Source organism: Brevibacterium sp. HMSC22B09, from assembly GCF_001806795.1.
GTDB classification, from domain to species: domain Bacteria; phylum Actinomycetota; class Actinomycetes; order Actinomycetales; family Brevibacteriaceae; genus Brevibacterium; species Brevibacterium ravenspurgense.
Genome location: NZ_KV786013.1, coordinates 14596 through 34218 on the forward strand (window position 1 = coordinate 14596; position 19623 = coordinate 34218).

Here is a 19623-nt window from a genome sequence, read left to right on the forward strand (position 1 = left end):
GGAGAAGGTCAGTCGGTGCTTTCCTCGGTGGCCGATTCGCTGGGAGCCGAGGTTCCCTCCGTGGAGGGGTCGGTCGCGTCAGCCGACGGCGATGCCGAGGCGGCGTTTTCCTTCATGGCTTCTTCGGCTGCTTCGCGCTGGTCAGCCGGGATGGCCGACAGGGCGGTCCAGTCGTCCCATTCGTAGGTCCAGTCCGCAACATCTCCCGAGGCGGGGCTGAGCGAAACGCTAGAGCCCTTGATTTCGACGGGGTCGCCGTAGAGGGCGGAGTTGAAGTACTTCTGCGCGCTGCCCGGTGCGAGGTTGACGCAGCCGTGCGACACGTTTGCCGAACCTTGCGAGCCGACCGACCACGGTGCGCCGTGGATGAACTCGCCGTTGTTGTGGATGCGCACTGCGTGCCTGGTGGGGGTTTCGTAGTCCCACTGCTGGCTGCGCATGACGTAGTACTCGTGCTTGGACATCACGATATGCGTGCCGTTGTGGGTTTCCGTGCGCGAACCGGAACGGCCGAAGGACGCGGGGAAGTCCCACTTGGTTTCGCCGTTTCGCTTGACGACCATGCGGTGGGTCTTGGTGTTGCCCTCAACCACCTGGTTGCGGTCGACCGTGAACTTCAGTTCGACGTCCTTTTCGCCCTTCTGCCTCTTGCCCATGGGGACGTCCTTGAGGTTCATCCGAAGGTCAACGTCGGTGTGCTCGGGCCAGTATTCGCGCGGCCGATAGTGGATGCGTGAAATCCCGTCGACATCGGGAAGCCAAGCCCAGGAGCCTTCGACGTCGCGGTCGTTGCCGTCAGAGTCTTTGAAGGTCAGGCCCAGGCGGCTTTCCACGGTTGCGCGGAACTCCTCCGGCACTGTGCTGCCGAAGTTCACAATAATGGGCGCACCGACGCCGACCTTCTGGTTGTCGCCGATGAGGGTGCGGGCGCTGATCTCGGTGCGTTCGAGCTTGTCGGTGTCGACCGTGCCAGTGAGCGTGTGCTCCTTGCCGTCAGCATCGAGTGCCGAAGCGGTCCACGTGTAGGTCGAATCGCCGGCCAGCCGGTAGGAAGACTCCCACGCGGTCTGCTGATCGTCGGAGGCTTCTTCGCCGGTTGAAGCCGAGGGGTCAGAGGATGCGTCAGCCGACGGGTCAGTGGACGCGTCTGCCGAAGAGTCAGCGGAGGGGGTAGCGCTTTCCGAAGCGTCCTCTGAAGATTCGTCTGAACTGTCTGAGCTGTCGGCTGCGTCAGTGGCGCCGTCGGTCGGCTCTTCTGAAGCGCCGTCGGAGGAGTCCTTGAATTCACCCAGGTCGACAAGGGCGCCTTCGGCGTCGTCGTCGATCAGCTGGACGTTTTCGAATGTGCCATCAGTGACTTTGAGCGCGAGCTTCTTTCCAGGCGCGTCCGCGGTCACTTCAACCGTGGGCTTGGGAATCTCTTTTTTGGCGATCGGATTCGTTTCGTCAACAACCGAGCATCCGCTGATGAGCAGAAGAGCTGACGTTGCCGCTGCAGCAGCGGACAAGAGGCGAAATCGCACGCGGGACCCCTTCGGAAAAGCTGATATAAAGCGCTGTTGAGCAGTGATCGGGCAACGCGCTGATGCTGCCCGAGGTACGGTTTTGAGCTTCCGCGATTCTACCTTTCGCTTTTGGTTGCAATGTTGCATCTTGATTGCGAAAGGGTCACAGGCGATGTGTGCCCACCATCAGCACTGGTCCGCGCCGTGAAGGGAAGTTATAAGAAAGTGATAGACCGCGGTGGGGCGCCTTGAAGACGATAAGGGCCCTCCGCGCACCCAGTAGAGCTTGCTTACCCTTGCTACCTTCCGGTCCTGGGGGAGTTCACAAGATGCTGCCACGCGAAGGGCCGAATCGAGTATAGGCCATGTGGGAACGACAAAGCGAACGCGCAGGGGTGGAGTGGGGGAGTGCGGGCAGTTTTTAGGACATCTATAGGACAGCCCCTCTTTTCGCGATGCGGGCAGTGCGGTTTGCGCAGGCTGTGTTCATCTGCGGTTTACGGCTGATTCGTCCTTCCGCACAAACTTCTGTATGCTGTCTTGCGGAGGATTCGCATAGCGGCCTAGTGCGCACGCCTGGAACGCGTGTTGGGTTAATAGCCCTCAGGGGTTCAAATCCCCTATCCTCCGCGCGATGAAGAAGGCCCCTGACCATTCGGTCAGGGGCCTTCTTCTTGTTTTGGTGGAGCGCTCCAGTGCTGATGGTGGGCCGTACATCGGCCCACGGTGCCCGGATTCGTCACGGTCGAGCACTTATTCGCACTGCTCCTGCCTGGCTACACTGTTTCCAGCACCGAATCTGCGATGCGAGTGAGGGTAAGCCGTTGAAGACTGCGACCGATGCCGTCCGCTACTCTGTTTCGACTGTTTCCGCGATTCTCCTGACCCTGCTGATCGAAACGGCCTGGATTCTCCTGCTGCGCCCCGACTCGACGGGCAGATCACTGTCTACTGAGCTCCTCGTCCTCTTCTACCTGCTGTTCTGGAACTTTTTCGTCATCATCTACGTCACGTGGACGATACGGTGCTACAAGCCCCTCAACGGATCGGCGCTCATCGGCCAGGTGCGTCGCGAAGTCCGGGTGCAGAAGCGCTGGTGGGCGCGGGCGCTCGGATTCACTGGTGCGACGAACTTCGCCGTCACCGCTGCCGCCTTCGCCATCTTCCTGACCGTAGTGCTCGCCCAGACTGAGGTAGTGCGCCAGTCACCGCTCTACTTAGCACTCGGCATCGTCGCTGTTGCCGCGGCCTGGGCCTTCATGGTTCTCGCCTTCGCCTCCGCCTACATGCACCTAAACGTGCCCGATGCCGACAAGCGCCACATCCGCTTCCACAGCGAACCGCCCGAGGATTTCGACGACTACCTCACCCTGGCAGTGCTCGCCTCGACGATGGCTGCCGGCTTTTCAGCAGAGATCCGTACGAAGGCTGCCTGGAGGCAGGTGCGCACCAACGTCGTCGTCGCCTTCGGGTTCAACTCGCTCGTGCTCGCGATGATCGTCTCGGTCGTTATCTCCGCTCTGACTCGGTGACGGCACCGCGGCCGGAGACACCGGCTGCGGCGGCCGGTGCGATGAGTGCTCGAGCTTGTACCCAGGTGAAGGCGGCGAGCACAAAGAAGAGTGCCGCGTCGAGGGCTATGTAGATGACATGCACTGAACTGCCCGCTTCTGCAGTGCCGGCGAGCACGGCTTCAGTGCGCGTATTCAACAGCGGGCGCACGACTGCTACCTTGACGATCAGCAGTCCGGCGATCGTCGCCAGCAGTGTCCAGGCCGGGCGGATGTGCCGGGTCGTGACGACGGCTGCAATGAGGATGAGCGCGAGCACGCCTTCGACGATGTTCATCGCAGTGAACACAAGCCGTCCGATGCCCAGCCCCAGCGGGATCGTGATGCCGGGGGCCTGGAACTTCAGCGGCGCCTCAATGAGGTCGATGGCGATGATGAGACCCAGCCAGATGGCAGGGATGACAAGGCGGGCAGTCAGAGCGGCAGAACGCATGGCCGCAGTCTACGTCCAGTCGGCGCCGCTGTCGTCAGTTGACCAGCATGCTCAACCGATGATCCCAAAACGGCAGCCGGCCTTCCAGGTCATTGGCCGCCGCGGGTCATGCGGATCTCAGCCAGATCATCAGCGGCTGCATCGACGTTGCGGGTGCCGTCGGGTGTGAAGCCATTGCGGGCGTAGAAGCTGCGGGCGCGCGGATTGTCCTCAGCCACCCACAGGGTGGCCGGCGCAGTGCCGATCGCCGCATCCAAAAGCGCCTGGCCGAGGCCTGCCCCGTAGTGACGGCTGAGGATGTACAGCGCCCACAGCTCCAAGCCGGTGCGGTCGTCATCGCGGGCCTCGCCGACGCTCGCGAACCCGACGACATCGGTGCTCGGCAACAGGCCCAGTGACGTGACCGGGGTGCTGGGATCGGTGCGAACGGCCAGGCGCGTGCGCGCACATGATTCCGGCTGCGTCAGCCACTGTGCCCACTGCTCGGTGCGGGTGGCCAACACCGCATCGTCGTAGAAGCGCTCGTCCAGCAGGTGGCCGTAGGCCTCCCGCCATCCGGCGACGTGCACGCGCGCAATCGCAGCCCCGAGCTCGACGTCGGGCTGTGGAGTGGCCTGCGGGGTGATGATGGCGAACGGCATGACACCACGCTAGCGGAGGACTTGGACTTGTCTAGACTCATGGGCATGACCTTCTCGATCATTGACGTCGGCAACGAGCTGCTCGAACGCGCCGCCGACGAACCGACGAAGCTGGCGACCAAACGGATCCCCTCGGATAATGCCGCAATCGTGTGCATGCTCATCGCGATGCGTGCGGGCGCGCAGCTGTCCGACCACCCCAACCCCGGTGAGGCGGTCATTACAATCCACCGCGGAGCCGCCACCCTGACCGGCGAATCCGGTGAGGCGATCACCCTCGACTCCGGTGAGACTGCCGACATCCCACAGGAGACCCACCGGCTTGATGCTGACCGTGACACGATCGCTGTGCTCACTCTCGTCCACCGCAGCCGCCTGCAGTCCTGAACCGTCGCCGGTCAGTAGCTGAACGTCACTTCGAGAGGGCCTCGATGAGTGCGGCGTTGAAGACCTCCAGATCACCGGGGTTGCGAGAGGTGATGAGGTTGCCGTCGACGACGAGTTCGGAGTCCTCCCAGGCTGCCCCGGCGTTCTGCATGTCGACCTTGATCGATTCGTACGAGGTCAGCGTGCGTCCCTTGGCCAGACCGGTCTGGGCGAGGATCCAGGGAGCGTGGCAGATCGCAGCGACAGGCTTGTCGGCTGCGAAGAACGCCTCAACGAGTTTGCTTGCATCTGCATCAAGGCGCAGTGAGTCGGCGTTGAGCGTGCCGCCGGGCAGTACGAGCATGTCGTAGTCATCGGCATTTGCATCCGCGACCGGGACGTCGACGTCGAAGACCTCGGCGTGCTCCCAGTCGCCTTCCATTGGGTGCCTCCGTCGCAGATTCACGCTTTAATGCAGAGTCACGCGTTGTTGCAGCGCATTAACGCGTGAGTCTGCATTACCGCGCAAATCTGGCCCGCGGGGTGTGCATTCTTTGTGAAGCGCCGTTCCCGCGAATATAAACCGATGCTGTCGACCAATGTCCCCGGTTAGTCCACCGAAACCTCACCCGCGAGGAGGGAAGTTCTCCATGTCAATGACCACCGGCTGGTAGTCGTCGTCAGCCTCGTAGACCACATCACCGGATTCCGACAGGTCCCACTCATCGGCATGGTCCTCGTGGATCCCGTTGGCGATAAGCGCCAGCGCGGCGCGCTGCGCTCCGCGTGTGTTGCCCATCGCAGCTACAGCGGACGACGACGTTGCCTCGACCGCATCCGCCAAGCCGCGGACATCGAACTCGAAGAACACCACAGACCCTTCGGCACCGCGCATCGGCATCGTCATGATCGGCCCGGCGATTCTGATGTCACCGACGGCGCCGAGGAGCTCTGCGAGCTGCCCCGCAAGCAACAGGTCTGAGTCTTTGATCGGTTTTCCCATCAGCACTTCTTCGTTGGGTAGGAGGTGATTACGTTCTTGCCGCCATGAGACACGGGGGCCTTGACCGCGAACCTGTCGTAGACCTTGCCGTTATACCGAAGCTCAATCGGCGCGCAGTAGGCGTACGTATCGTTCGCTTGTCTGGTTGCGGATTTCGGTTTCTTCAGGGCCTGTTTAGTCGCAAACTCCATCATGTCGTACCAGCCCGATCCTGCAGCTTTGTTTTCCCAATCGCTCTTGTGTCGCTCGCCGATGTGCCGCAGTCCCCAGCCTGCTTTGCCGTATGAACCGCATCGGAGGTATGCCTTGTTGCCGCCGAATCCCTTGACGCCTGCTCGCGAATAGGTGGCAACTTTCGTCCGATTCTTTGCTTTATAGCCGCAGTGCGGGACCGGTACTGCTGTCCGGGCCGACGCCGATGGTGGAGGGGCTGTGATGAGTATCGAGTCCCCGCCAGCGACAACTTCGATTTCACCGCCGTTGTAGCGCAAGTCGCCCGGTGTATGAGAGCTTGAGTCCACAGCTTTCGGAGCCATGGCAGTGAAGTCTTCACCTACCTCGGCATGGGCCGGTGATGCGCTGCTGCAGGGCGCCAGCAGCAACCCGGTGGTGAGCGCTGCAGCGGCCACGGCTACGACAGGGGGGAGTGATATAGGTTTCTGGGTCAAGGGTCTTCCTTTCTTTGCTGTCTGCAGACGGCAAAGCCGACACCTGTCAGCACTGTTGATGCTAAAGAGTTGCATAATGTCCGTCAATGGTCAGACGGTTGCGCCCCCGTACAAGGACGCAGGAGAGCACACCATAAGTGCGCGGGATGTGTCAGTGGTCGGTGTGTGTAGTGCTAGCTCCACACAGAAAGGCATGGAAATATACGACGCATTCAGCAAGGCAGGCCATCGCGTTGCCTGATGTGGACTTGTCATCGTTCCCTCGCGTAGCTGCGTTCACAGCCTGGGAAAAGCCTCGGCATACCGTCGCATGTGGTCACCTCGCTTGAAAGCCGACCGCTGGTGCGAAAGGGTGAGAAGACCAGGCGTCGCACCAGTGGCGCCGCTGACAGCTCAAGGAGAAGACATGGGCCTCGGAGACGACATCAAGAGCAAGGCTGAAGATCTCAAGGGCCGCGCCAAGGAAGCTGCCGGCGCTGCATCTGACGACAGCGGCCTCAAGGCCGAAGGCAAGGGCGACCAGGGCAAGGCCAAGCTCGACCAGCTCAAGGGCGACATCAAGGACGTCGCCGACAACTTCAAGAACTGACCGGCTGGACGCAGCCGCGGTGTTCATCACCGCCTAGATCACGAGGTGCCGCTCACCTGGAAAGGTGAGTGGCACCTCGTCATTTGGGGTGGGCCGGGATCAGGCCTTGGCGTACCACTCAGCATTGCCGACAGCAGCACCGTGATCGGCGATGAGCATGCGGATGGGGGAGGCCGCCTCGTCATCGGCAGTGGGCGGGGTCGAGAAGAAATCGAATGAAAGATCGTCCGGGCGCTGGGAACCGTGCAGCACATTTGTGTGTGCCAAATAGTTCACGGCGGGACCGGTGATCAGATATGAGTGTGCGTTGGAAAGTTCGACGATGAGGACATCGGGATTGTGCCCGTGCACAGCATCGACATCCAGATGGGCAATCGGCGTCACGGCCTTGCGCAGGCGACGCAGGGGGATGATGCGCGCCAGGCCGATTTTGATGAAGTAAATGCCAGGCACAACGATCAGCAGCGACGCGAGCGCCGAAATCGTCTTGGCAGGGCCCGAAAGCGGCGAGGTCAGGACCGTGTAGACAAGACCGGCGGAGAAGAAGAAAAAACCGAAGCCGCTGATGAAGTTCCAGCTGGGCTGATTGATTTCAGAGGTGATCCACAGCTGATCCTCCTGGCGCAGCTGCGGACGCTCCGCGGGATTCGTGGTCACAAGTGCCTTTCTACGGGGCTTCTGTGCAGATCAGTTTATCGGGGTCTTCTCAGCTGAAGTTCACCTGCTGAGCTTTACAGGCCGGGGGCAGATGCGAAAGTGTGGAAGAGTAGTCGATACGAAAGGAGTCTGAACAATGGGACTCGGAGATAAGTTCAACGACGCCAAGGACAAGTTCAACGACGCGAAAGACACCGTCAACGAACACCAGGACGACATCAACAACGCCAAGGACAAGGTGAACGAAGTCAAGGACAAGTTCAACAAGTGACTTCGTTCGGAACGGTCCGGTAAGTCCGGACCTGTCCGGCAAACCAAAGGGCGACTGCGGTTATCCACCGCAGTCGCCCTTTGGTTTGCCCGTGGCTCAGCCCATGACTGATGCGGCGACAGTTGCCGCGGCCTCTGTCAGTTGTTCTCTGCGCTCGTCGGTGACGTCGCCGGTGAAGACAACCGCGGGCGCTGCGAGCTTCCATCCCAGGCCAGTGGTGATCTGCTCCATTGCCCTTTCAGCGCCGGTCGTGTCGAATCCGCCGCGGATCCAGTACGTGAAGGGGCGGCCCTTGGTGGGTTCGCGCACATCGTCATACACGGTGTCGAAGAAGTGCTTGAGCGCGCCGGAAATGTAGCCGAAGTTCGCGGTGGTGCCCAGCACGTAGGCGTCAGCGGCAAGAACATCGTCAACGGTCGCCTCGAGAGCCTGGCGCTCAATGAGTTCAACGCCTTCCAGCTCTGGCATGCATATGCCCGCCCGTGCCGCCTCGGCAAGCGGTGTGACCGTGTCGGTGGGGGAGTGGTGAACCAAGAGTACGGTAGCCATACGGCCACTGTATCGCCGCAAGGAGCCACATGAGCATTATTCGCGACCCGCTGCGCGGGATCGTCCGCCCGGAACCCAGCCACACGGACGAAGAGATCCTCGACGTGCTGTGCTCCCGGCCGGTTCGCGACTGGGCCGTTCTCACTGGAGCCGGGTTCAGCACGGATTCGGGGCTGCCGGACTATCGAGGCCCATCGTCGGTCAACCGTCGTCCCATGACGTTTCAGCAGCTGACCGCATCCCGGGAAAACCACACCCACTACTGGGCGCGATCCTGGATGGGGTGGTCCTTCATGCGTGATGCCCAGCCCAATGAAGCGCATTTGTCGTTGGCCCAGCTGTACCCGGCGGCACTCCTTACACAGAACGTCGATGGCCTGCACCAAAAGGCAGGTTCGCGGGGAGTTCTCGATCTCCATGGCCGCTTGGATCGCGTTGTGTGCCTGGACTGCCGGGCGATGTACGACCGCGAATGGGTGCAGCAGAGGCTTGATGAGGAAAACGCGGCTTTCCTGCGCGATCACGGGGAAGTCATCGACATGGTTGAGATAGCTCCCGATGGCGATGTTCCGCTGAGGGACACTGCGGACTTTCGCATGATCGACTGTTCTGCCTGTGGCGGTCTGCTCAAACCGGATGTGGTGTTCTTCGGCGAAACAGTGCCCAGGGAGCGCTCCCTGGATGCGGCTGCCGCGGCTGCCGCAGCTCCGGGCCTGATAGTGGCTGGGACGTCGCTGGCGGTCATGTCCGGCCTGCGCTTTGTGCGTCAAGCCGCCAGAGAAGGCAGACCGGTGGTCATCATCACCGATGGGCCGACCCGGGCTGATGAACTGGCCGACTACCGGTCGCTCAGTCGTGTGGGGGAATTCTTCCGGGCCTGGAAAGACAGAGTGCTTGGGTGATGCGCCGCTTTTGAATGGAGCTTCTGCGCATTTGGGCGTATCCAAATCCGCACTGTGTGACTAGGCTGGGACACATGACGAATTTCGCCCGTTCCGAGAGGCTCACGCTCGCGGCTCTTCTCCGCGAAGTCGGCCCAGATGCCCCTACTCTCTGTGACGGCTGGAGCACGCGCGATCTCGCCGTCCACATCGTCATCCGCGACCGCTATCCGTCCGCCATGGCGGGCGAAGCGACCGAGACGACCGCCAAAATTCCGTTCCTGAGCAAGCGCTCTGAGCAGCGCCGGAACGAACTCAGCGAACTCGACTGGAAGCAGCTCGTCGGGATGGTCGCAGAAGGTCCCGGGGTGTTGTCTCCGGTCGGCTGGGGTCCAGGTGAAATCCTTGCGAACACAGTCGAGTTCTACGTGCACGTAGAAGATGTGCGCCGGGCTCGCCGCGGGTGGACCCGCCGCAACATCCTGCCCGAACTCGAACAGCAGCTGTGGTCGGCGCTGCCGACCATGGTGCGCCTTCCCCCGTGGCGGCCGGAAACGGCAGTGAAGTTCATTGCCCCGGGAATTGGGGAGTTCTCGTTCGGCAAGACCGACGTCAAGTCGAAAGTCGTCTCCGGCAAGCCCTCTGAAATTGTGCTCTATGCGCTTGGGCGACAGGAGCAGGCTCAGGTCGAGGTGCGCTCGGAGAAGATCTGAATGGGGCCTGGCGCAGATCTCATGTCAGTGCCTCCCAGTAGGCTGTAGACGTGTCAACAGCTCTGTATCGTCGCTATCGCCCCGACACCTTCGACCAGGTGATCGGGCAGGAACACGTGACCGACCCGCTCAAGGCCGCTTTGGCCGGTGGTCGGGTCAACCACGCGTACCTGTTCTCCGGCCCACGCGGCTGCGGCAAAACCACCAGCGCGCGTATCTTGGCACGCTGTCTCAACTGCGCGGAAGGCCCCACGCCCACGCCGTGCGGTGAGTGTGCCAGCTGCCGCGATCTCGCCACTGGCGGTCCGGGATCGCTGGACGTCGTGGAAATCGACGCCGCTTCGAACTCCGGTGTTGACGATGCGCGTGACCTGCGTGAACGCGCTGTCTACGCGCCGGCTCGAGACCGCTACAAGGTGTTCATCCTCGACGAAGCCCACATGGTCACCCCGCAGGGCTTCAACGCGCTGCTCAAACTGGTGGAAGAACCTCCGGAGCACGTCAAATTCATCTTCGCCACGACCGAACCCGAAAAGGTCATCGGCACTATTCGCTCGCGCACGCACCACTACCCGTTCCGCCTGGTGCCGCCGGACACCATGACCTCGTACCTGGATCACCTGTGCCAGCAGGAAGGTGTGCCGGTGGGCAAGGGCGTGCTGCCGCTCGTTGTCCGCGCTGGCGGCGGTTCAGTGCGTGACTCCCTGTCTGTTCTCGATCAGCTGATCGCAGGGTCAGGGCCAGACGGAATCGACTACGGACGGGCCACGGCTCTTCTGGGCTATACGCCTGATTCGCTGCTGGGTGACATCGTCGATGCCTTCTCGGCGGGCGACGGTGCGGCTGTCTATCGCGTGGTCGATCGGGTTATCGAATCCGGGCAGGACCCCCGCCGTTTTGTTGAAGACCTCCTGGAGCGCATTCGCGACCTCCTGGTGATCAGCACCTCCCCGCAGAACGCTCGCGCCTTCCTGCCGCAGGCTCCCGAAGACCTCCTGGAACGGCTCGTCCAGCAGTCACAGACCCTCGGTCCGGCAGAACTGTCCCGCGCCGGCGACCTCCTCAATGCCGGTCTTTCAGAAATGACCGGAGCGACATCACCGCGCCTGCAGCTCGAACTCATCTGCGCGCGCATCCTGCTGCCGGCCATGGACGGCGCGCGCAGCTCCGTGCTGTCCCGTGTCGAACGCATGGAACGACGGGTGGGCATGCAGGCATCCGGAGCCGTTCCGGGTATGCCCCAGGCGACGGCTGGACAAGCCGCTATGCCGGCAGTCGAACAGCCGAGCGCCGAACAAACGGAAGCCGGCCGCCAGCAGGCTGGACAGCAGAGTACGCCTGCTTCGCAGAACGCTGCCCAGCAGGGAAGCCGCTCCGGCCAGTCGACATCCTCGGCTCAGCAGGAGTCGCGTGACTCCTGGGATGATCTCGACGATCTCGCCGATGTCGCTTCGCAAGCTGAAGCGCTCGCCTCCGGACAGTCCGAACCGCAGCAGGAAAGCCAGAAGGAATCGGCTCCGCAGGCGGCCCCAGCACAGGAATCCTCACCGGTGCCACAGCGTGACGGCGGCACCCGCAGTGAACAGCGCGGCGAACAGCCGGAACCGCAGGCAGCGGCGGCCGCAGAAGCGCCACGGGGCCAGCAGCAGAACCGCAAGCCGCAGCCCAGTGAGCCGCAGCGAGCAGCTGCTCCGGCCTCGGCGCCGCCGACTGCCGAACAGCCTGCTCAACCGCAGGCGGCAACAAGCCCCGCGGGGCAGGACATCGACGCCATCCGCCGTTCGTGGCAGGCGATTCTCGACGTGGTCGGCCGCAGCGCCAAACTGGCCCGCGCAGTACTGGCGGGCAACGCCGTGCCGCAAGATCTGCAGGACGGCCGACTGCTCCTGGCCTTTAACAACCAAGGTGCGGTCGGTGCGTTCACGCGCGGATCCAATCCGCAGGCCCTCGAAGCCGCCGTCAGCGAAGTCCTCGGACTGACGGTGAAAGTCGACATCGGGCAGGTGGGCGAACACGTCAACCTGCGCATGGACGCACCCGCATCCGGGTACCAATCGCCCTCAACCCACGAAAACTCCAGCGGCCAGCACCAGCAGCAGGCACCTCGGGAAGGTGGGAACCGCGAAACCCGGCCGCCCAGCCGGCCAACAGAAGCACAGATCCAGGCGGTCGTCGGTCAGCAGGCTATGGACCAGGAAGTCCCCGACCGCGAACAGTACTGGCAGCAAACCCCCGAAGACGACGACCAGGAGGGCGATCAGCCGGCCGTCGATTACGGTGAGCCCGCGCCGGAACCAGAACCTGACCCTGCCCCGGCGGGCAACGAAACGGCAGAACCGGAGCCTGCCCGCGATGGGGCAGCGGAAGCCGACTACTCCTCGGCGGGCAACTGGGAACCGGAACCTGAGCCCACTTCGTCAGACAGCTGGGACGCCGCGCCGGAAGACGCCGGCACGTCCTGGGGTGATGGTGCCGTCGAAGCCCCGGCGGTCGTCGTGCCGCCGCCAGCCGACATCGACGACACACCAGAACAGCAGGACAGCCCCGCGGAAGAACGCCAGCCCGCGGAGGAAAGCTCAGCGGCTGACGACTACGACTTCATCGGCGCCTACGCCGACGAAGACATCTTCGCAGGCCCGCCCACATCGACCGTGCAGGAACAGGCCCCGCAGCAGCGGGAAAACCCGTACGCCTACGTGGGCAACATGGGTCGGCCCGACAGCGTGGATCAACCGGCTCACGTCGACCCTGCGAACAGCTGGCAGGAGACCGGCCAGACCCCGCCAGCTGACGGCTGGGGTGAGGCCGCAGAATCCGATTACCCCGACTTCAACGTCGACGAAGACCTCGATGTGTCTGAATCCCCAGAAGTCGGCATTCCCGTCGTCCAGCGCCTGCTGGGCGGAGTCATCCTCGAAGAGATCACCGAATGAGTGTTTACGAAGGCGCACTTGCCGACCTTGTTGAAGAGTTCGGCAAGCTGCCTGGCATTGGCCCCAAATCCGCACAGCGGCTGGCTTTCTACGTCATGCAGTCACCGCGCGAAGACGTTGATTCGCTCATCAGCGCTCTCACAAACGTCAAAACACACGTCCGCTTCTGCGACCAGTGCGGCAACGTGGCAGAAGGCGAACTTTGCTCCATCTGCTCTGATCCGCGCCGCGACAGCAGCCTCATCTGCGTCGTAGAAGAGCCCAAAGATGTTGTCGCACTCGAACGGACACGCGAATACCGCGGGCTGTACCACGTTCTCGGCGGCGCAATCGATCCCATGTCCGGCATCGGGCCCGACGACCTGCGGATCCGCGAACTTCTGCCCAGGCTGCAAAGCGAGGACGTCCAAGAGTGCATTCTCGCCACCGACCCCAACCTCGAAGGCGAAGCAACAGCCACGTACCTCATCCGCCTGCTGTCCTCAATCGGAGTCACCGTCTCAAAATTGGCCTCCGGCCTGCCAGTGGGCGGTGATCTCGAATACGCTGACGAAGTCACATTGGGAAGAGCGTTCCAAGGCCGCACAAAAGTCAGCTGAACGCCGTCCTCTAAACTGATCAGCGGTAAACAGCGCTGCCGGGAGAAAGTGTGTGAAGTGAGCCTAGTCGTCCAGAAATTCGGCGGGTCCTCCGTAGCTGACGCCGACGGCGTCAAGCGCGTTGCCAAACGGATTGTCGAATACCGCAAAGCCGGCCACGACGTCGTAGTCGTCGTATCCGCAATGGGCGATTCGACAGACGACCTCATCGACCTCGCAAAAGAAGTCTCGCCGCTGCCGCCGGCCCGTGAACTCGACATGCTGCTGACCGCGGGAGAGCGCATCTCCATGGCTGTGCTCGCCATGGCAATCGCAAACCTGGGCTACTCCGCGCAGTCGTTCACCGGCTCCCAGGCCGGTGTCATCACCGACGAAGCATTCGGGCGCGCACGCATCATCGACGTCACCCCCGGCCGCATCCAGGAAGCCATCGACAAAGGCAACATTGCGATCGTCGCGGGCTTCCAGGGTGTTTCCCAGAACACCAAGAACATCACCACGCTGGGCCGCGGCGGGTCTGACACCACGGCGGTGGCACTCGCGGCGGCACTGGGCGCTGACGTGTGTGAAATCTTCTCCGACGTTGACGGTGTCTTCACCGCAGACCCGCGAATCGTCCCCACCGCCAGCCAGATCGGCACCATTTCCTACGCCGAAATGCTCGAACTGGCCGCCAGCGGAGCCAAAATCCTCCACCTGCGCGCCGTTGAATACGCACGCCGCTACGGAGTGCCGATTCATGTGCGCTCCAGCTTCAGCCCCCACCCGGGCACCTGGGTGACAGACGAACCCGTACCACCCGAATTCGCAGACGACGTAAAGAAGGAAGCCATGGAACAGGCCATCATCTCCGGTGTTGCGCACGACCGCTCCGAAGCCAAGCTGACCGTGGTCGGCGTCCCGGATATTCCGGGTAAGGCCTCGGAGATCTTCCGGATCGTGGCCAGCGAAGAGATCAACATCGACATGATCGTGCAGAACATCTCGACCACGCAGAACGGCCGGACCGACATTTCCTTCACCCTCCCCATGTCTGACGGGGCCAAGGCTATGAAGGCCCTCGAAGCGCAGCGCGACAACGTCGGCTTTGAAGACCTGCGGTATGACGACCAGATCGGCAAGCTCTCCGTGGTCGGCGCCGGCATGCGCTCACACCCCGGTGTGACAGCAACACTGTTCGAAGCGCTCAAAGACGCCAAGGTCAACATCGAAATGATTTCGACGTCAGAAATCCGCATCAGCGTGGTGACCCGCGCAGACGCCCTCGACGACGCCGTGCGCGCCGCACACACCGCATACGATCTCGACGGATCTGAAAGCGAAGCAATTGTCTACGGAGGTACAGGACGATGAGCCTTAATGTCGGCATTGTCGGGGCTACCGGCCAGGTTGGCGAGGTCATCCGCGACATTCTCGAAACCGAACCCGGCTTCGAAATCGCGAGTGTTCGCTTCTTCGCCTCGGCCCGTTCGGCAGGCACAACTCTGCCGTTTCGCGGCAAGCAGATTGTTGTAGAGGACGCCGCCGAAGCTGACCCCGCGGGACTGGACGTGGCGCTTTTCTCCGCGGGCGGAGCGACTTCGCGGGCACAGGCCGAGCGCTTTGCCGCAGCCGGTGTCACCGTCATCGACAATTCATCGGCCTTCCGCGGTGACGACCAGGTGCCGCTTGTGGTTTCCGAAGTCAATCCGGAAGCCCTGGGCTCGATCCCCAAGGGGATTGTTGCCAACCCCAACTGCACGACGATGGCTGCCATGCCGGTCCTCAAACCCCTCCACGACGAGGCGGGGCTTGTGCGCCTGAAGGTCGCCACCTATCAGGCGGTCTCGGGTTCCGGACTGGCCGGTGTCAACGAGCTCTACGGTCAGGCTGAAGATGTTCTTCCCGACTCCAAGCAGCTTGTGCGCGACGGTTCTGCCGCGCGCTTCCCGGAGCCGAAGGTGTACACCGACCCGATTGCGTTCAACGTTCTGCCGATGGCGGGTTCGCTCGTGGATGACGGTTCGGGTGAAACCGACGAAGAGCAGAAGCTGCGCAACGAATCCCGCAAGATTCTGGGTCTGCCCGAACTGCTTGTTGCCGGCACCTGCGTGCGTGTGCCGGTGTTCTCCGGCCACTCGCTGGCAATCCACGTGGAGTTCGAAAACGACATCACACCGCAGCGCGCCGAGGAAATCCTTGCAGAAGCCGCCGGTGTTGAACTGGCGGACATTCCCACACCGCTGAAGGCCGCGGGCCGCAACCCGTCGTTTGTCGGCCGCATCCGAGCTGACCAGTCCGCGCCGGCGGGCAAGGGCCTGGTTCTATTCGTGTCGAACGACAACCTGCGCAAGGGCGCTGCTCTGAACACGGTTCAGCTGGCGGCCCTGCTGGATCGCTGACGCGCGCAGTCGCCTGAGTTCACAGCGGGTGGGTGCGGTTGAAATGGCCGCACCCACCCTGCTTTTGCATGCCCGCGTGCGCATATGTCTATTGGTAGATGTTCGAGTGCGAAACCTACATTGAGGTCATTTGCCTTCTATTCAAAGGAGTTGCACGCTCATGAAGTCTGTGCGCATTGCGGCCATTGCCGCTGCTGCGGGTCTGGTTCTTGCCGGCTGCGGAACTGGTGACGCCGAATCGACGGATTCGGGTGACAAGCTCAAGGTTGTCACCTCGACGAATGTCTACGCCGACCTCGCGTCTCAGGTTGCCGGTGACGCCGCTAACGTCGAGCCGATCATTTCGGATGCATCAAAGGACCCGCACAACTACGAAGCGACGTCGAACGACCAGCTCAAACTGTCGAAGGCCGATGTTGTCATCGTCAACGGCGGCGGCTACGACGCGTTCATGACCACCCTGCTTGAAGCAGCGGACAAAGACCCGAAGGTCGTCAACGGCGTTGAGGTCTCGGAGCTGCCGGGAGCAGAGGAAAACTCCGCGAACGAACCACACGACCACGATCACGGTGAAGAGGGTCATGACCACGGTCACGATCACGGCGAAGAGGGCCACGACCACGATCATGGCGAGGAAGGCCACGACCACGAACACGGTCATGACCACGGCGCGTTCAACGAGCACATCTGGTACTCCGTCAGCGCTATGAAGAACGTCGTCGACTCAATCGAAGAAACTCTGTCTGAAGAAGATCCGGACAACAAAGCCGCTTACGAAGAGAATGCCGATAAGCTTCAGGGTGAGCTCGACGGTCTCATGAAGAAGGCTGATGAGGTCAAAAAGACCGGTGAAGGCAAGAAGAGCGCGGCAACCGAACCGGTTGCACTGTGGCTGTTCGAAGACCTCGGTCTGGAAACCATCACTCCGCAGAAGTTCCTGTCGGCAGTTGAAGCAGGTTCGGACGCAGCACCCGTGGTTCTCAAGCAGGCCCAGGACCAGGTCAAGAACAAGGAGGTCGCTGTCCTCGGCTTCAATCCGCAGGCAGTGAACGAGCAGGCTGAAACCCTGCGCAAGTCCGCTGACGATGCTGGCGTGCCGGTTGTCGAACTGCCCGAAACCCTCAATGAGGGCGAAACCTACGTCGACTGGATGGGATCGCACATCGACGACGTGGAAAAGGCCCTTAAAGGCTGATCAGACCCAGCCCTCCGAAAGGACGTGTTCCCTCATTTCCAGTCCCGCACTGTCGATCACTGACGGCCAGCTTCGCTTCGGCGAAAGGGTGCTGTGGCACCACCTGTCCATTGACGTTGAGCCCGGAGAATTCATTGCCGTGCTCGGCCCCAATGGCACGGGTAAAACCTCGCTGCTGAAAACCCTGCTGGGACAGTACCGACTGTATGAGGGGACCGTCGAAGTCAACGGCCACGCGGCTTACCGCGGTGACGCAGATGTGGGCTACGTGCCCCAGCAGCGGGGTGTCGACCGTGACACCCCGCTGCGGGCTCGCGACCTCGTCCGCTTCGGAATCGACGGACACCGTTTCGGCTTCGGCCTGCCCAACCGCAAAAAGGAGCGGCGGGTTGATGAGCTCCTCGCTCAGGTCGGGGCGACTGATTTCGCCGACAGTCCCGTCGGCATTCTCTCCGGTGGGGAACTGCAGCGCCTGCGGCTAGCCCAGGCACTGGCCAGTAACCCCAAGCTGCTGCTGTGCGATGAGCCGCTGCTGAGTCTCGACATCAACCACCAGCACCTGGTTGCCCGGCTGCTGGATGAAAAACGGCGCGAACGGAACATGGCGATTCTGTTCGTCACCCACGAAATCAACCCGATTCTGAAGTACGTGGACCGGGTTCTGTACATTGCCGGTGGCCATTTCCTGGTGGGCACCCCGGACGAGGTGCTGACCTCCGAGGCTCTCAGCTCACTTTTCGGCACCAAGATCGAGGTGGTGACCGTCGGCGGCCAGCTGGTTGTGGTCGGCACGGAAGCCGACCATCACCACCCCGAGGAGGCTGGACTGTGAACGGTCTCTTCACATTCGAAGACTACGGCGAACTGCTGTCGCTGCTGTCGAATTCGATCATCGCGGCAGCCCTTTTGGGCGTTGTCGGCGGTGTCGTCTCGGTTTTCGTCAAAATGCGCGACATCGCCCTGGCCGTGCACGGCATCGCCGAACTGTCTTTTGCCGGAGCCGCCTTCGCGCTGTTCATCGGCTACGACGTGGTGTACGGCTCGATCATCGGTTCGCTGGTGGTGGCATTCATCATCGGCATCGGCAGCATTCGGTCCTCAGAGGCGAACTCGATGATCGGCGTGCTCATGCCCTTCGGCATCGGCTTGGGAATCCTGTTCCTTGCGCTCTACGACGGGCGCTCAGCCAATAAATTCGGCTTGCTGACCGGACAGATCGTCGCCATCAGCCCCGGCCAGACCAAACTACTCATGGTGTGCGCAGCTGTTGTTCTGGCTGTCATCTGCGTCATCTGGCGACCCCTGCAGTTCGCATCGGTCGATCCTGAGATCGCCAAGGCAAAAGGCGTTCCCACCGGCACTCTCACTGTCGTGTTCATGGTGACACTCGGCCTGGCGGTTGCACTGTCTGTGCAGGTGGTCGGTGTTCTGCTGGTCATGGCCCTGCTGGTGACCCCGGCGGCGGCCGCCATGCAGCTGTCCTCCCACCCGATTGTCGTGCCGATCCTGTCGGTTGTCTTCGCCGTGACGTCATCGGTCGGCGGGATCCTCATCGCACTCGGATCTCCGGTCGTGCCCATCAGCCCGTTCGTGACGACCATCAGCTTCCTCTTCTACATCATTGCCCGGATGATCGGCGGATACCGCACCAAACACCAGCTCGAGGCGCGCAACCGCCGTCTGGGCGACCTCGACAAGCACCCCCACCTTGCGGAAGGGCGGGACGTCCCCGCGGCCGACTAGACTTCGGCACTATGACACGTTCTGCTGCCCGTCCTCTTCGCCGTGCGGCACTGGGGCTGAGCGCTGCTGCCGCGGCAACCGCCGCCTACGGTGTGCTGGTCGAACCGAACATGTTCGCTGTCCGCCGCGAACGAATCCCGGTGCTGCCGCCGGGCCGTGAACCCGTGCGGATTCTGCACATATCGGACCTTCACCAGACGGCGTGGCAGCGACGCAAGCCGCGTTGGGTGCGCAGTCTGGCGGCCCGTCTGCAGCCGGATTTCGTCCTCAACACCGGCGATAACTACGGCGGTTCGACCAAGTCGATCGTGCTTGACAGCCTTGATGAGCTGTTGGACATCCCAGGCGCATTTGTTCTCGGTTCGAATGACTTCTGGGCGCCGAGGATCAAAAATCCGGCCCGCTATCTTCTGGGCCCGTCGAATGTAGCAAAGGCCCACAGCAATCCGCCGGATCTCGACGCTCGCGGGCTTATTGATGCCTTTGAGCAGCGCGGCTGGACACAGCTGGACAATCGGAGCGCTGTCATCACCATCAAGGGAACGCGGATCGGTCTGTCAGGTTTGGGTGATGCGCACATGAAAGCCGATGCGCCCGAAGCTCCCGCTTTTCCGGACGGTTCAGAAGTGAAGATCGGGGTGACACACGCTCCGTACTCGCGTGTGCTCGATCGTCTTGCGGGTGCTGGGGCGCAGCTGATTGCGGCCGGTCACACGCACGGCGGGCAGATCCGAGTGCCGTTCTACGGTGCGCCGGCCACCAACTGCGACCGTCCGCGCGACGAAGCCCGCGGTCTGTTCCGCCGGGGCGGGGCGCTTGTCAACGTCACCGCTGGGGTCGGGGTGGCGCCGATGGCGCCGATCCGCTTGTTCTGCAGGCCCGAGGTGTCGGTCCTGGAACTCATCAGCCGCTGACCGGTCCGGCC

General features: G+C 62.3%; 22 protein-coding genes, 1 tRNA gene and 1 other RNA gene. 15 read left to right on the forward strand and 9 right to left on the reverse strand.

Features of this window, described 5'->3' with window-relative positions:
- Window positions 1–8: 8 nt before the first annotated feature.
- Together HMPREF3087_RS05185 and ffs are read right to left on the reverse strand one after the other, a co-directional pair.
- The gene (locus HMPREF3087_RS05185; RefSeq protein WP_176745013.1) at window positions 9–1523 is read right to left on the reverse strand and encodes a L,D-transpeptidase; all 1515 of its coding nucleotides are present in this window, start codon (window positions 1521–1523) and stop codon (window positions 9–11) included.
- 238 nt (window positions 1524–1761) lie between these two features.
- Window positions 1762–1857: signal recognition particle sRNA small type (gene ffs / locus HMPREF3087_RS05190), an RNA gene on the reverse strand.
- A gap of 192 nt (window positions 1858–2049) precedes the next feature.
- Between ffs and HMPREF3087_RS05195 the strand changes: the two genes are divergently transcribed.
- Window positions 2050–2135, forward strand: a tRNA-Ser gene (locus tag HMPREF3087_RS05195).
- Between the two features lie 194 nt (window positions 2136–2329).
- Window positions 2330–3037, forward strand: a complete 708-nt coding sequence (locus HMPREF3087_RS05200; RefSeq protein WP_070428339.1) for a DUF1345 domain-containing protein — start codon at window positions 2330–2332, stop codon at window positions 3035–3037.
- On the opposite strand, the gene HMPREF3087_RS05205 is transcribed toward HMPREF3087_RS05200, so the two are convergent.
- Together HMPREF3087_RS05205 and HMPREF3087_RS05210 are read right to left on the reverse strand one after the other, a co-directional pair.
- Window positions 3015–3509, reverse strand: a complete 495-nt coding sequence (locus HMPREF3087_RS05205; RefSeq protein WP_070428340.1) for a hypothetical protein — start codon at window positions 3507–3509, stop codon at window positions 3015–3017. The two genes, HMPREF3087_RS05200 and HMPREF3087_RS05205, sit on opposite strands and share 23 nt — an antisense overlap.
- Before the next feature lie 89 nt (window positions 3510–3598).
- On the reverse strand, window positions 3599–4150 hold the full coding sequence (locus HMPREF3087_RS05210) for a GNAT family N-acetyltransferase (protein ID WP_070428341.1): 552 nt from the start codon (window positions 4148–4150) through the stop codon (window positions 3599–3601).
- Window positions 4151–4195: 45 nt separating this feature from the next.
- Here HMPREF3087_RS05210 and HMPREF3087_RS05215 point away from each other — a divergent pair, with 45 nt between their 5' ends.
- Window positions 4196–4537, forward strand: coding sequence for a cupin domain-containing protein (locus tag HMPREF3087_RS05215; RefSeq protein WP_141738879.1), 342 nt, complete (start codon window positions 4196–4198; stop codon window positions 4535–4537).
- Window positions 4538–4562: 25 nt separating this feature from the next.
- Here HMPREF3087_RS05215 and HMPREF3087_RS05220 read toward each other — a convergent pair whose 3' ends face one another.
- From HMPREF3087_RS05220 to HMPREF3087_RS05230, 3 genes are all read right to left on the reverse strand, one after another.
- Complete coding sequence (locus HMPREF3087_RS05220; RefSeq protein WP_083272052.1) at window positions 4563–4958, reverse strand: DJ-1/PfpI family protein; 396 nt, start codon at window positions 4956–4958, stop codon at window positions 4563–4565.
- 183 nt (window positions 4959–5141) lie between these two features.
- The gene (locus tag HMPREF3087_RS05225; protein WP_070428343.1) at window positions 5142–5519 is read right to left on the reverse strand and encodes a hypothetical protein; all 378 of its coding nucleotides are present in this window, start codon (window positions 5517–5519) and stop codon (window positions 5142–5144) included.
- A complete protein-coding gene (locus tag HMPREF3087_RS05230; RefSeq protein WP_141738880.1) occupies window positions 5519–6187 on the reverse strand; it encodes a hypothetical protein in 669 nt (222 codons plus the stop codon). The genes HMPREF3087_RS05225 and HMPREF3087_RS05230 overlap by 1 nt, the downstream gene beginning before the upstream one ends.
- Before the next feature lie 406 nt (window positions 6188–6593).
- Between HMPREF3087_RS05230 and HMPREF3087_RS05235 the strand changes: the two genes are divergently transcribed.
- Complete coding sequence (locus HMPREF3087_RS05235; RefSeq protein WP_070428345.1) at window positions 6594–6776, forward strand: CsbD family protein; 183 nt, start codon at window positions 6594–6596, stop codon at window positions 6774–6776.
- A gap of 99 nt (window positions 6777–6875) precedes the next feature.
- On the opposite strand, the gene HMPREF3087_RS05240 is transcribed toward HMPREF3087_RS05235, so the two are convergent.
- Window positions 6876–7433 (reverse strand): hypothetical protein, encoded by a 558-nt coding sequence (locus HMPREF3087_RS05240; RefSeq protein WP_070428346.1) that lies wholly within the window; start codon window positions 7431–7433, stop codon window positions 6876–6878.
- A 136-nt stretch (window positions 7434–7569) separates the two neighbouring features.
- Between HMPREF3087_RS05240 and HMPREF3087_RS10725 the strand changes: the two genes are divergently transcribed.
- On the forward strand, window positions 7570–7704 hold the full coding sequence (locus HMPREF3087_RS10725; protein WP_019174449.1) for a hypothetical protein: 135 nt from the start codon (window positions 7570–7572) through the stop codon (window positions 7702–7704).
- A gap of 96 nt (window positions 7705–7800) precedes the next feature.
- Here HMPREF3087_RS10725 and HMPREF3087_RS05245 read toward each other — a convergent pair whose 3' ends face one another.
- On the reverse strand, window positions 7801–8274 hold the full coding sequence (locus HMPREF3087_RS05245) for a flavodoxin family protein (protein WP_331711530.1): 474 nt from the start codon (window positions 8272–8274) through the stop codon (window positions 7801–7803).
- Window positions 8275–8282: 8 nt separating this feature from the next.
- On the opposite strand from HMPREF3087_RS05245, the gene HMPREF3087_RS05250 reads away from it, so the two are divergent.
- From HMPREF3087_RS05250 to HMPREF3087_RS05295, 10 genes are all read left to right on the forward strand, one after another.
- On the forward strand, window positions 8283–9155 hold the full coding sequence (locus tag HMPREF3087_RS05250) for a Sir2 family NAD-dependent protein deacetylase (RefSeq protein ID WP_070428347.1): 873 nt from the start codon (window positions 8283–8285) through the stop codon (window positions 9153–9155).
- Between the two features lie 74 nt (window positions 9156–9229).
- Window positions 9230–9847 carry a TIGR03085 family metal-binding protein gene (locus HMPREF3087_RS05255; protein WP_070428348.1) on the forward strand — a complete coding sequence of 206 codons (618 nt, stop codon included), beginning with the start codon at window positions 9230–9232 and terminating at the stop codon, window positions 9845–9847.
- A gap of 50 nt (window positions 9848–9897) precedes the next feature.
- The gene (locus HMPREF3087_RS05260; RefSeq protein ID WP_070428349.1) at window positions 9898–12780 is read left to right on the forward strand and encodes a DNA polymerase III subunit gamma and tau; all 2883 of its coding nucleotides are present in this window, start codon (window positions 9898–9900) and stop codon (window positions 12778–12780) included.
- Entirely contained in the window at window positions 12777–13379 is a 603-nt protein-coding gene (gene recR / locus HMPREF3087_RS05265; RefSeq protein ID WP_019174454.1) for a recombination mediator RecR, read from the forward strand. The genes HMPREF3087_RS05260 and recR overlap by 4 nt, the downstream gene beginning before the upstream one ends.
- 57 nt (window positions 13380–13436) lie before the next feature.
- Window positions 13437–14732 (forward strand): aspartate kinase, encoded by a 1296-nt coding sequence (locus tag HMPREF3087_RS05270; protein WP_061940957.1) that lies wholly within the window; start codon window positions 13437–13439, stop codon window positions 14730–14732.
- Window positions 14729–15760: an aspartate-semialdehyde dehydrogenase gene (locus tag HMPREF3087_RS05275; protein WP_070428350.1), complete on the forward strand. Its 1032-nt coding sequence runs from the start codon at window positions 14729–14731 to the stop codon at window positions 15758–15760. The genes HMPREF3087_RS05270 and HMPREF3087_RS05275 overlap by 4 nt, the downstream gene beginning before the upstream one ends.
- 160 nt (window positions 15761–15920) lie before the next feature.
- Window positions 15921–16955 carry a metal ABC transporter solute-binding protein, Zn/Mn family gene (locus tag HMPREF3087_RS05280; protein WP_070428351.1) on the forward strand — a complete coding sequence of 345 codons (1035 nt, stop codon included), beginning with the start codon at window positions 15921–15923 and terminating at the stop codon, window positions 16953–16955.
- A gap of 88 nt (window positions 16956–17043) precedes the next feature.
- The gene (locus HMPREF3087_RS05285; RefSeq protein ID WP_019174458.1) at window positions 17044–17787 is read left to right on the forward strand and encodes a metal ABC transporter ATP-binding protein; all 744 of its coding nucleotides are present in this window, start codon (window positions 17044–17046) and stop codon (window positions 17785–17787) included.
- Entirely contained in the window at window positions 17784–18698 is a 915-nt protein-coding gene (locus HMPREF3087_RS05290; RefSeq protein WP_070428352.1) for a metal ABC transporter permease, read from the forward strand. The genes HMPREF3087_RS05285 and HMPREF3087_RS05290 overlap by 4 nt, the downstream gene beginning before the upstream one ends.
- An 11-nt stretch (window positions 18699–18709) precedes the next feature.
- Complete coding sequence (locus HMPREF3087_RS05295) at window positions 18710–19612, forward strand: metallophosphoesterase (RefSeq protein ID WP_070428353.1); 903 nt, start codon at window positions 18710–18712, stop codon at window positions 19610–19612.
- The last annotated feature ends 11 nt before the right edge of the window (window positions 19613–19623 follow it).

What these genes read in the sequence shown, in the direction of transcription:
- HMPREF3087_RS05205 (WP_070428340.1), bottom strand. Translation starts at nt 3,509, where the DNA reads ATGCGTTCTGCCGCTCTGACTGCCCGCCTTGTCATCCCTGCCATCTGG.
- HMPREF3087_RS05210 (WP_070428341.1), bottom strand. Translation starts at nt 4,150, where the DNA reads ATGCCGTTCGCCATCATCACCCCGCAGGCCACTCCACAGCCCGACGTC.
- HMPREF3087_RS05215 (WP_141738879.1), top strand. Translation starts at nt 4,196, where the DNA reads ATGACCTTCTCGATCATTGACGTCGGCAACGAGCTGCTCGAACGCGCC.
- HMPREF3087_RS05220 (WP_083272052.1), bottom strand. Translation starts at nt 4,958, where the DNA reads ATGGAAGGCGACTGGGAGCACGCCGAGGTCTTCGACGTCGACGTCCCG.
- HMPREF3087_RS05225 (WP_070428343.1), bottom strand. Translation starts at nt 5,519, where the DNA reads ATGGGAAAACCGATCAAAGACTCAGACCTGTTGCTTGCGGGGCAGCTC.
- HMPREF3087_RS05235 (WP_070428345.1), top strand. Translation starts at nt 6,594, where the DNA reads ATGGGCCTCGGAGACGACATCAAGAGCAAGGCTGAAGATCTCAAGGGC.
- HMPREF3087_RS10725 (WP_019174449.1), top strand. Translation starts at nt 7,570, where the DNA reads ATGGGACTCGGAGATAAGTTCAACGACGCCAAGGACAAGTTCAACGAC.
- HMPREF3087_RS05250 (WP_070428347.1), top strand. Translation starts at nt 8,283, where the DNA reads ATGAGCATTATTCGCGACCCGCTGCGCGGGATCGTCCGCCCGGAACCC.
- HMPREF3087_RS05255 (WP_070428348.1), top strand. Translation starts at nt 9,230, where the DNA reads ATGACGAATTTCGCCCGTTCCGAGAGGCTCACGCTCGCGGCTCTTCTC.
- recR (WP_019174454.1), top strand. Translation starts at nt 12,777, where the DNA reads ATGAGTGTTTACGAAGGCGCACTTGCCGACCTTGTTGAAGAGTTCGGC.
- HMPREF3087_RS05275 (WP_070428350.1), top strand. Translation starts at nt 14,729, where the DNA reads ATGAGCCTTAATGTCGGCATTGTCGGGGCTACCGGCCAGGTTGGCGAG.
- HMPREF3087_RS05280 (WP_070428351.1), top strand. Translation starts at nt 15,921, where the DNA reads ATGAAGTCTGTGCGCATTGCGGCCATTGCCGCTGCTGCGGGTCTGGTT.
- HMPREF3087_RS05295 (WP_070428353.1), top strand. Translation starts at nt 18,710, where the DNA reads ATGACACGTTCTGCTGCCCGTCCTCTTCGCCGTGCGGCACTGGGGCTG.